Annotated in this window: 11 protein-coding genes and 1 tRNA gene; 3 read left to right on the forward strand and 9 right to left on the reverse strand. The window is 63.6% G+C overall.

Annotated elements, in window-relative coordinates:
* Nucleotides 1-86: 86 nt before the first annotated feature.
* On the forward strand, nucleotides 87-1046 hold the full coding sequence (locus tag DTX69_RS27960) for a Vgb family protein (RefSeq protein WP_119304882.1): 960 nt from the start codon (nucleotides 87-89) through the stop codon (nucleotides 1044-1046).
* Between the two features lie 270 nt (nucleotides 1047-1316).
* Here DTX69_RS27960 and DTX69_RS27965 read toward each other — a convergent pair whose 3' ends face one another.
* The 5 genes from DTX69_RS27965 to DTX69_RS27985 form a co-directional block, all read right to left on the reverse strand.
* Nucleotides 1317-1865, reverse strand: coding sequence for a thioredoxin family protein (locus tag DTX69_RS27965; protein ID WP_119304883.1), 549 nt, complete (start codon nucleotides 1863-1865; stop codon nucleotides 1317-1319).
* Between the two features lie 74 nt (nucleotides 1866-1939).
* Nucleotides 1940-2497, reverse strand: coding sequence for a chloramphenicol phosphotransferase CPT family protein (locus tag DTX69_RS27970; RefSeq protein ID WP_119304895.1), 558 nt, complete (start codon nucleotides 2495-2497; stop codon nucleotides 1940-1942).
* 60 nt (nucleotides 2498-2557) lie between these two features.
* Nucleotides 2558-3736: a sensor histidine kinase gene (locus DTX69_RS27975; RefSeq protein WP_162917637.1), complete on the reverse strand. Its 1179-nt coding sequence runs from the start codon at nucleotides 3734-3736 to the stop codon at nucleotides 2558-2560.
* Nucleotides 3737-3940: 204 nt separating this feature from the next.
* Entirely contained in the window at nucleotides 3941-5719 is a 1779-nt protein-coding gene (locus tag DTX69_RS27980; RefSeq protein WP_119304885.1) for an SLC13 family permease, read from the reverse strand.
* Between the two features lie 59 nt (nucleotides 5720-5778).
* Nucleotides 5779-6246 (reverse strand): NUDIX domain-containing protein, encoded by a 468-nt coding sequence (locus DTX69_RS27985; RefSeq protein ID WP_119304886.1) that lies wholly within the window; start codon nucleotides 6244-6246, stop codon nucleotides 5779-5781.
* 80 nt (nucleotides 6247-6326) lie between these two features.
* Here DTX69_RS27985 and DTX69_RS27990 point away from each other — a divergent pair, with 80 nt between their 5' ends.
* Nucleotides 6327-6890: a type 1 glutamine amidotransferase domain-containing protein gene (locus tag DTX69_RS27990; RefSeq protein WP_119304887.1), complete on the forward strand. Its 564-nt coding sequence runs from the start codon at nucleotides 6327-6329 to the stop codon at nucleotides 6888-6890.
* Between the two features lie 92 nt (nucleotides 6891-6982).
* Complete coding sequence (locus DTX69_RS27995) at nucleotides 6983-7735, forward strand: SDR family oxidoreductase (protein WP_119304888.1); 753 nt, start codon at nucleotides 6983-6985, stop codon at nucleotides 7733-7735.
* An 11-nt stretch (nucleotides 7736-7746) separates the two neighbouring features.
* On the opposite strand, the gene DTX69_RS28000 is transcribed toward DTX69_RS27995, so the two are convergent.
* The 4 genes from DTX69_RS28000 to DTX69_RS28015 all read right to left on the reverse strand — a co-directional run bounded on the left by DTX69_RS28000 (nucleotide 7747) and on the right by DTX69_RS28015 (nucleotide 10419).
* Nucleotides 7747-8133: a response regulator gene (locus tag DTX69_RS28000; protein WP_119304889.1), complete on the reverse strand. Its 387-nt coding sequence runs from the start codon at nucleotides 8131-8133 to the stop codon at nucleotides 7747-7749.
* A 106-nt stretch (nucleotides 8134-8239) separates the two neighbouring features.
* Nucleotides 8240-8315: transfer RNA gene (locus DTX69_RS28005), tRNA-Glu, on the reverse strand.
* 141 nt (nucleotides 8316-8456) lie between these two features.
* Nucleotides 8457-9323, reverse strand: a complete 867-nt coding sequence (locus DTX69_RS28010; protein WP_119304890.1) for an amidohydrolase family protein — start codon at nucleotides 9321-9323, stop codon at nucleotides 8457-8459.
* Nucleotides 9324-9327: 4 nt separating this feature from the next.
* Entirely contained in the window at nucleotides 9328-10419 is a 1092-nt protein-coding gene (locus tag DTX69_RS28015; protein WP_162917638.1) for a mandelate racemase/muconate lactonizing enzyme family protein, read from the reverse strand.
* Nucleotides 10420-10574: the final 155 nt, after the last annotated feature.

Below are 10574 nucleotides of genomic sequence, written 5' to 3' on the forward strand. Positions count from 1 at the left end.
GATATCGAGCCGTGCGCCGGCCTATTGCGCATCGGGCAACCTGAACACATGTCAGTGTTACCAAGCCCTCTGCCCTGGAGATTCCGATGAGATTCGTTGCACTCTCCGCTGCGCTGGTTTGCCTCGCGACCGCAGCATCCGTTACCAAGGCCGAAACCACCCAGTATTTTCCGGTGCCGGAAGGCGCCGGGCCACATGACGTCGCGCCGGCGCCGGACGGCACCGTGTGGTACACAGCGCAGGGCCAAGGCGCGCTGGGGCGCCTCGATCCCAAGAGCGGAGAAGTCAAACAGATCCCGCTTGGCGACAGCTCCGCGCCACACGGCGTCATTGTCGGTCCCGATGGTGCAGCGTGGGTGACGGATGGCGGGCTGAACGCCATCGTGCGGGTGGATCCCGCAACGTTGGAGGTGAAGACCTTCCCCCTCCCCGATTCTTACGACTCCGCCAACCTCAACACACCGGCCTTTGGCAAAGGCGGCGTCCTGTGGTTCACGGGACAGAACGGGATCTACGGCTCACTTGATCCAGCCACGGGCAAGATGTCGGTCTATGAGGATCCCGAGGGGCGCGGTCCGTATGGCATCACTGCGACGCCGGACGGCACGGTCTATTACGCCTCCCTCGCTGGCAGCCACATCGCGCGCATCGATGCGGAGACCGGCAAAGCCACGATCATCGAGCCGCCTACGGAGGACCAGGGGGCACGCCGCGTCTGGTCAGATTCCAAAGGTCGCATCTGGGTCAGCGAATGGCGTTCGGGCCAAGTCTCTGCGTACGATCCCGCTTCGGACACCTGGCGCAGTTGGCGCCTGCCGGGCGATGGGCCGAAAACCTATGCCGTCTACGTAGACAACAAGGACAAGGTCTGGCTGACCGATTTCGGCGCCAATGCCATCGTGCGCTTCGATCCTGAGAAGGAGACCTTCAAGAGCTTTCCCAGTGACCGCGACAACGCCGATGTCCGGCAGCTGCATGGCCGCCCGGGCGAGGTCTGGGGCGCCGAATCCGGCACCGACCGGCTGGTAGTGATCCGCGCGGAGTAGCGCGCGAGAGCGTAGCCCGGTCAGCTAGATGCATTCTGTTCGCCGGTGGTGAGGCAGCCGGTAGGAAGGCTGCGCAGGCCGTAGTGGGACTACGGCCAAGCGGCCTGACGCCGCGGATGCCCGCCACCGGCGAACCCGAAAGGACGGGCGCTTTTCGGCCAGGGCCGCGTCAGAGGCCTTGCCTGTAGTCCCACTACGGGCCGCGGGCTCTTCCTTCCCCTGGCCGAAAAGCGCTCCGTCAGAATGCGTCTAGCTGACCGGACTACGCTCTTAGCGCCACTTGATGGAGCAGCCCATCGCCGGGCTCTGCTCCCGCGGATAGGGCTCGCCCGCCAGCGCCGCTTCGACGGCCATGGAGAGGTCTTGACCGGTGATGGGGCGGCCATTGCCCGGCGTGCTGTCATCGAAGCGACCGTGATAGAACAGCTTGCGGCCGCTATCGAACAAATAGAATTCCGGCGTGCACGCCGCGCCGTAGGCCTTCGCCACCGCCTGGCTCTCGTCCACCAGATAGGGGAATGGGTAGCCATAGGTGTCGATGTCCGCCTGCATCTTCTCCGGCGAATCGTCGGCGTAGCGCGACCAGTCGTTGGCGTTGATCGCGACCATCGCAAGTCCGCGCGCCTGATACTTCGTCGCGAAATCCACCAGCGCCTTCTTGAGATGCTTCACGTACGGGCAGTGGTTGCAGATGAACATGACCAGCAGCGCCGGCGCCCCCGCAAAATCCTTCGACGCATGACGGCGGCCCTTCGGATCCGGCAGATCAAAGGCCGGTGCTGGTGTTCCCATGGTCATATCGGCGGAAGGGGTCGGCATGACTGAAATCTCCTCGCAATCGGTGATGGGACAATCTAGCAGGCTTAACCGCGTGGGTGAACGCGGGTTCCGGCTTACAGACCGAACGTCGCCTTGATGGCTTCCGCGCACTGCATCGGCGTGGCAGCGCTGGCATCGAGTTCGAGATCGTAGCGCTTGCCCTGGTGGACGCGGTCATATTGCCAGCGGGCCAGGCCGATCAGTCGGTCGCCGCGCTCCCGCTCGCGCGCTTCCAGCACGTCCAATGGTGCAAATATCCCCACCGTATGGAACGTGAATCCGGCGAGGAGAGCGATGTAGTCGGCCATCTCATCCTCGAGCAGGACATCATCGATGATCAGGTTATTGCCTTGGCGCGCCATCGCCGCCACGGCATGGCGCATGCCGCGCAATGTGCGTTCGGTGACCGACCCGCTCTTGATGGCGACCGTCGGCTTGCTGTCCTGCATCACGGTCTCGAAAGTCAGCCCATCGGGATGATCCCAGAAGCGTTCCGGCATCATGTTGAGGAATGCATCCATCTCCACGTGCAGGAAAGGCTCCGTGGCGATGGTCTGCAGCGCCTTGGCGATCGACGACTTGCCAACGCTACCGACGCCGTTGAAGAGAATGACTGTCGACGTTCCGTCCAAGGTGTCCCCCGCGATCACGCACGAATGATGTGCACTGAAAGCGGCGCCGGCGCAATGACGTCAGCGATGGACCGTGCGCTGCGCGGGAAAACGGGCGTGGACCGTGGTTCCCTCTCCGAGCTTGGATTCGACCTGCAGACTGCCTTGATGGAGCTCGATCAGCGCCTTCACTAGCGGCAATCCCAGGCCGGTCCCTTCGTATCGGCGACCCAGGGAATGCTCGAGCTGGCGAAAGGGGCTCAGGGCGCGCGGAATGTCGTCGGGGCTCATCCCGATTCCGGTATCCCTGACGCTGATGACGATCGTGCCGCAATCGTCCAATCGGGCACCGACATCGATCTCGCCACCCTGTGGCGTGAACTTCACCGCATTCGATAGGAAGTTCACAACGATCTGCCGGAGCGAGCGCTGATCGGCCAGCAGAAACGGGAGATCCGCAGGGACAATCGTGTGCAGGCACAGGTCCTTTCTGGCCGCAAGCTCCCGCATCAGACGGGCGCCCTCCGCGATCGCCTTCGAGATGTCGCAGACTTCCTCATTCAGCTCATATCTGCCGGCTTCGACTTTGGTGAGATCGAGGATGTCGTTGATGAGCTGCAGCAGATGAACGCCGCTTCGATGAATGTCCTCGGCATACTCGCGGTAGCGTTGCTCGTTGATCGCGCCGAGCAATTCATCCTTGATGATTTCGGAGAAGCCGATGACCGCATTCAAGGGCGTGCGCAACTCATGGCTCATGTTGGCCAGGAACTGCGATTTCGCCCGATTGGCGTCTTCAGCCTGCACCTTCGCAGCGAACAGATCCTGTTCGATCCGCTTGCGCCCGGTGATGTCGGAGATCACGCCGACCAGGTAGCGGCGGCCGTCCTGCATCTCGACCATGGACTTGCGCGTGTGGAGCCAGAAATCCATGCCTTCGGGATTGGTCAGCCTCTCCTCGTTTTCGTGCGCCGCACCGCTGGCGAGGACCTTGCTGTCGACCTGCTGAAAGAACGCAGCTTGCTCGGCCGGCACGACGTCGAAGTCGGTGCGGCCGACCAGCTCCGCGCGCGTCCGGCTGAGCAGCGCGCAGAATGCATCGTTGAAGAAAACGAAGCGGAACTGCTCGTCCTTCACGAAAACCGGACTCTGAACCGCGTTCACGACCTGTGACAGGAACTCTTCGGTCGTCGCATGCGTGCGCGGACCGGCCAGGCTGGACGGGTCAGGAGCGGCAGCGCATGACGGCGGCAAGTTCATCGCGTCGCGGCCGGCGTCTGTTGCAGTTCGAAATGGACGCGGAGCATTGGCAGCGTGGTCCCACCGTGCTGTTCGAAACGCCATAGGGTAAGGACGCTTCGTTAATCCGGCCTTACGGAACGGTCCATGGGCCAACTAGCCTATATCAATGGTAGTAGAGGCCGTCACGCGCGTGCACATCTGGAAGAAGCTTTCCGGTGGTGGCTAGTGCACCGGCCAGACCAGCAGCAAGGCCGGCACCGCCACCAAGATGACCAGCAGGGACAAAGGTGCGCCGAGCCGCCCGTAATCGCCGAAGCGATAGCCGCCAGGCCCCATGACCAGCGTGTTGCATTGATGCCCGATCGGCGTCAGGAAATCGCACCCAGCGCCAATGGCGACCGCCATCAGGAATGCATCGGGCCGATAGCCGAGCGAGCTCGAGAAGCTCACCGCGATCGGCGCCATCACCAGCACCGTCGCCGCGTTGTTGAGGAACGGCGTCACCAGCATCGCAGCGGCCAGGATCAGGGCCAGCGCTCCGTAGACAGGCAAGCCAGACGCCGCATGCGACAGCCAGCCCGCGATCAGGTCGGTGCCACCGGTGGCGCGCAGCGCCTCGCTGACCGGAATCAGGGCCGCAAGCAGGATGATAATCGGCCAGTCGACGGTCTGATAGACCTGGCGCAAGGTAACCGCACCGGTCATCACCATCAGAACTGCAGCGGTAAAGAATGCAATCGATACCGGTACGATCCCGAGCGCCGTCGTCGACATGGCGGCGATCAGGATCAGGACCGGAAAGAGCGCCCGCCGGGCCTTGCCGAGATGCAGGGTTCGCTCGGCAAGCGGCAGACAATCCAATGCCTTGAGCCGGTCAGGCATGTGCGCGAGGTTTCCCTGCAGCACAATGATGTCGCCGGCCCTGAGCGTGATAGTACCAAGCCGCTCGGTCAGCCGCTCCCCTGTTCGGCTGACGGCGAGCAGATTGACGCCGAACCGCTCGAACAGCGCACTTGCCTGCGCCGAGAGGCCCGTGAGCGGCGAGTTCATGCCGATCACCGCTTCGATGTTGCTGATTTCTCCTTGCGGCTGGTTCGCCTCCGGCATGCGCTGGCCGGATTCCAGTCTCAGCTTGCCCACTGCGACCAGTCGCTCGAGAGCGTGCGGATCGCCTTCCAGGATGAGAATGTCCTCGGCATTCAGCTCAATGTCGGGTAGCGGCGCAACCCGTGTGCCGTCCGGCTTCAGGATGGCGACCACCTTTCCCTCACCATGAGCCAGTTCCTGAAGATCGGCGATGGTCTTGCCGACCATGGGCGATTCCCACACCACCTCCGCTTCCGTCACGTACTTCTTGACCGCGAGCGCCTCATCCAAGGAGACGGTCATGCGGGTACGGACAGGCAGGACGCGGTAGCCGAACATCAGGAACACCACGCCCGTGACTGCCAACGCAGCGGCCACCGGCGTGAAATCGAACATCGAAAAAGGCGTCCCGACGATCTCCGCCCGTGCCCGCGAGACGATGATGTTGGGCGATGTGCCGATCTGGGTCATGAGGCCGCCAAGCAAGGCGCCGAACGACATCGGCATCAGGAAGCAGGAAGGTGAGGTCCCCGAGCGCTTGGCGATCTGGAATGCCAGCGGGATCATGAGGGCGAGAGCTCCGACATTCTTCACGAAGGCCGAGAGGATGGTGACCGTCGCGACCAGCACGAGGATCTGGAGCCGGGTAGAATTGAGGTGACGCGAAATGCGCTGGAGCGCCAGCTCCGGCAGACCGGTCTGTGCGATCGCGGCACTCACCACCAGGGCGCTGCCAACGATAATGACGATGTCGTCGCTGAACCCGTTGAAGGCATCTTCCGGACTGACCAGCCCGGTCGCGACCGACGCAATGAGTGCCAGGCAGGCGACCATGTCGTAGCGCGGCCGCCCCCACACGAACAGCACCATCGCGGCAATGACGATTGCGAACGCCAAGCCTTGGTCGAATGTCATCCCCTCGAAGCTCCACCGATGCGGTTAGAAGGAACCCCGAATCCGCCGATCGGTTCCGGTCAGTGCTTGCCTGCACCCAGCCGCGCGGCCAACTCATTGATAATCGGAACCTGACTGCTCAGCAGCCGCCGGCGAGCCTCCGCGATCGAAAACCACTGCCCCCGGTCGACCTCAGGGAAACGCGCCTTGCGACCCGACCTGGGCGGCCATTCCATTTCGAATTCGTTGCTCTTGACTGCGGCCTCGTCAACATCGCCTTCGACCGCCCAGGTGTAAATGATCTTGCCGCCCTTCTGCTTGACCGGGATCAGCGCGACACAATCGCCGTCGATCGTCTGGCCGACTTCTTCGAAAAACTCGCGCTTGGCCGCAGCCAGGCCGTCTTCGGATTCGTCGAACTCGCCCTTGGGGATCGACCACGCGCCCTGATCCTTCTTGGCCCAGAACGGGCCGCCGGGATGCACCAGGAAGACCTGGAGCCCGTCTCTAGTGCGTCTGTAGACAAGAAGTGCGGCGCTACGCCTCATGACGATCGTTGCAACTGCCGGAACGGCCTCGCTCCCACCCGGTTTAACAATCAGGCAATCCAACACGAGGATACCAGATCATGGCTCAGGAACTACGGGGCAAGATGATCGCCGTGCTCGCGACCGACGGCGTGGAGCAGATGGAACTGACCGAGCCGGTGAAGGCGCTGAAGTCCGTCGGCGCCGAGGTGCACGTTGTGGCGCCCAAGTCCGAAACGATCCAGGGTTTCCAGCACCACGACAAGGCCGACCGGATCCTGGTCGATGTCACGTTGGATAGCGCGGATGTCGCGCATTACGCGGCGCTGGTCCTGCCAGGTGGAGTCATCAATCCCGACGCATTGCGGCTGGAGCCGCGCGCAATTGCGTTCGTGCGCAGCTTTGTCCGCGCGCACAAGCCGATCGCGGCCATCTGCCACGGACCGTGGACGCTGATCGATGCAGGCGGCGTCAAGGGCAAGAGGATGACGTCCTGGCCCTCGCTCAGGGCAGACCTGACCAATGCGGGCGCACGCTGGGTGGACGAGCCCGTGGTGACGGATGGCGGGCTGGTGACGTCGCGCAAACCCGATGATCTGCCGGACTTCTGTCGCAAGATGATCGAGGAGTTTGCCGAAGGCCGCCACTACGCAGCAGCGTCTTAGCACGGAACAACGCCGGGCACGCTCTCGAAGCACTTCTCACCAGCCGCGTTGCCGGCTAGCTTGTGGGCCACAGCAGCTAGGGGAGGGACGCCATGGCGGCGGAGAAGATCGCAGTCGTGACGGGTGCGGGTTCTGGGATCGGGCGCGAAGCGGCGCTGGCGCTGCTCGCCCACGGCTACAAAGTTGCACTTGCTGGCCGCAAGCTCGATGCGCTGCAGGAGACAGTGCGCCTGGCGGCCGATTACACGGCGAATGCGCTGCCCGTCGCGACCGACGTCACGGATGCGGCTTCGGTCGCCGCTTTGTTCGATGCGACGGTGCGGACCTTTGGCCGCGTCGACGTGCTGTTCAACAATGCCGGCACCGGCGTCGGTGCCTTGTTCGAAGACTTGACCATCGAGCAATGGCGCAGCGTGATCGACGTCAATCTGACCGGCTCCTTCCTCTGCGCGCAGGCGGCATTCCGCCAGATGAAGGCGCAGCGCCCGCAAGGTGGCCGCATCATCAACAACGGCTCGATCTCCGCTTATGCCCCACGGCCGGATTCCGCGCCCTACACGGCGAGCAAGCACGCGATCACCGGTCTCACCAAATGCATCTCGCTCGACGGGCGGCCCTATGACATCGCCTGCAGCCAGATCGACATCGGCAATGCCCGCACCGCGATGGCCAAGCGCATCGGCGAGGGCATCAAGCAGGCCAATGGCACCATGATGGCAGAAGCCACGATGGATCCGGTCCATGTCGCCAATGCCATCGTTCACATTGCCGACCTGCCGCTCGACGTGAACGTGCAGTTCATGACTGTCATGGCTACCAAGATGCCGTTCGTCGGGCGTGGGTGACCGCAGCTATCTCACGCGACTGCGAGAGCCTGATTGGCAATGGCACTGCTGAGGGCTGCAACCACCTTCGACTCTGTGGTTGGCTTGCCGATGCGCCGGCACCCGGCGTGTCGGTCCGGAATCACCGGCCAGATCTCTCCGGTGACAAAGACGATCGGTACGCCGCGGTCGGCGAGCGCGTCAGCCAGGCTGAAGACCTTCTCGTTCCGCAGATTGATATCGAGCAGTGCGCCATCCACCTGCGCATCCGCGACCGTCTCGAAGGCCTGATCGAGCGAATGGGCCGGGCCTACCACTGTCCCGCCCGCCCGCACGATCATGCAGGCGGTGTCGATTGCGGTCACCGGCTCGTCCTCCACAACCAGGATGGAAAGACCCTTGAGATCGCTGCTGTCCATGCCGCCCTCACCTGCTGAAATCCGCTGAAATGCCAGCAGGGGTTCAATGGCCAAATCCAGCCGAGGTTCCGAATTTCGAGGGTGACACTCTGGCGGAGCGAGAAAATGGCGTCCCCAAGGGGATTTGAACCCCTGTTACCAACGTGAGAGGCTGGTGTCCTAGGCCACTAGACGATGGGGACGTGGCTCAGCATCGGCCCTGTTCAGGCCGCCGCATCAGATAAGGGATTGGCGGCGGCTGATCAAGGGCTTTCTGGATGCTCGGCCGCGATACGCCCCTAAGCGCAATTTTGCCGCAGGATCAAGCCGCTACAGGCGCAGGCTCAGGCGTCGAAGCCATAGAGCTTGGCCGGGTTGTCGACCAGGATCTTGTGCCGCACGGCCTCGTCCGGCGCCCAGTCGAGCAGCAGGTTGAGCAAGGCGGCGTCGTTGGGATAGCCGATCTTCTCCGCCATGGCGTGGGGCCAGTTGGTGCCCCAGATGACGCGCTCCGGTGCTTGCCTGATGAGTACGCGCATCAGGCGCGCGACGTCCTCGTAGGCCGGGCCGCCGGATTTCGAGAACTCATAGGCGGCGGCGATCTTGACCCAGCAGCGCCCGGTCTCGACAAGCCGCAGCAGTGTCCGGAACGCTTCATGGTCCGGCGCGACCGGCTCCAGGAACTTGCCGCAATGGTCGATCACGTAATCCATCGTTAAGCGGCGGAGCTGCGCCTCGTGCTCCGGTAGGGTCCGGCCATCGAGCTGCACGACGGCGCTCCAGCCGAAGGGCTGCACGCGCGCCGCCATCTCGTCCATCTGCGCGAAGGTGAGCGTGCCGCCGAGCAAATTCATGAAACGGATGCCGCACGCGCCTTCCCTGGTGAGACGGTCGAGTTCCTCATCGGTCACGCCGGGCTTCACCACCACGACCGCGCGGGCATCGGGCCCGAGCGCCTTGACACCCGCCATAATGACGCGGTTGTCGTCGCCATAGGCGTTGGGCTGCACCACGATCGCCCTGTCAATGCCGAGCCACTGCATCACCTGCCGGTAATCGCCAACCGTCGCATCGGGCGGGTTGAGCGTGCCGGGCAGCGCCGGATAAGCGTGGCTGTAGAAATGAATGTGCGTGTCGCAGGTGCCTGCCGGCGCCTTCAGACGCGGTGGCGCGCCAGTGAGCGTGCGAACGAGCGGGGGCTTGCCAGGCATGTCCTCACCCTACCCTGAACTTGTCGATCGCATCGAAGTCCGGCTCGAAGCCGAGGCCTGGCGTATCGGGAATGTGGATCATGCCCTTTTTCGGCAGCGGGATGTCCTTCCCGACCTCCCCTGCGCTTTCGATGTAGAGATATTCGATCAGGCCGATTTCCGGCGCGTGCGCGGCCAGCTGCAGGGTCGCCCACCAGCCAGGGCCAAAATAGGGCGAGTGCGGCATCACCACCTTACCGACCAGCCGCGCCGCATCCACCACCTTCATGAATTCGAGGATGCCGCCGATCTTGGTGACGCTGGGCTGCACGAACGTGACGGCAGGGATCAGCTCCTGGAACTGGAAGGCCGTGCAGGCATTCTCGCCAGACGCCAATGCGACACCGAACTGCTGCTCCAGGTCCGCCAGGGTCTTGAAATCCTCCGGCGGCCAGATCGGCTCCTCGACCCAATAGAGACCGAGGTCGCGCATCTTCGGCAGCATCTCCTCTGCTTGCTCGATGCTCCAATTGCAGTTCACATCGGTGGTGAGCCGCACGTCGCGCCCGACCGCGTCGCGCCCCGCGGCGATCGGGTCATACGCGATCTCATGCAGCTTGACGTCGCGATAACCCTCGGCGATCGCCTTGGTGGCGACGTCGCGCACCTCGCGCACGCCGCCATAGCGCACCAGGCTGGCATAGGCCGGCACGCTGCCGCGCCGACGCCCGCCGAGCAGAGTGGCAAGCGAGACGCCGGTGCGCTTGGCCGCCGCGTCCCACAACGCCATCTCGATGCCGGACCAGGCGAAGATTGTGATGCCGTAGCGGCCCTGGATGTGGAGCTGGCGCTGCATCTCGCGGCTCAGCGCTGCGATATCGTCGCAGGCCTCGCCGATCAAGCGCGGCGCGAACATGTCGCGCACCGCCGCTTCCGTCGCGGTCGCGCAGGCATAGGCGAACGCCTCGCCCCACCCGACGATACCGTCAGCCGTTTCGACCCGCACCAACAGCACGTCGCGTTGGGTCCAGCCGCGCGGCTTCACCCGCGGCCCGTCATAGTGATCACCGAGCGGGATATCGAGACGGATGGTATCAATGCGCGCGATCGTGGTCATGGCGCCGGCCTCGATACAGCCTCTTTCGTCATGGTCATGCTTGGCACGACCATCCATATGTGGACGGCCCTTTGCCTGCAAGGTTGATTGGATGGTTGAGCAGGTCCGATCGCTTGCGTCCATATGTCCGGCCTGTTGGTGCGATCGTGACTGAT

Source organism: Dongia deserti (genome assembly GCF_003574735.1).
In the GTDB taxonomy this organism is placed as follows: Bacteria; Pseudomonadota; Alphaproteobacteria; order Dongiales; family Dongiaceae; genus Dongia_A; species Dongia_A deserti.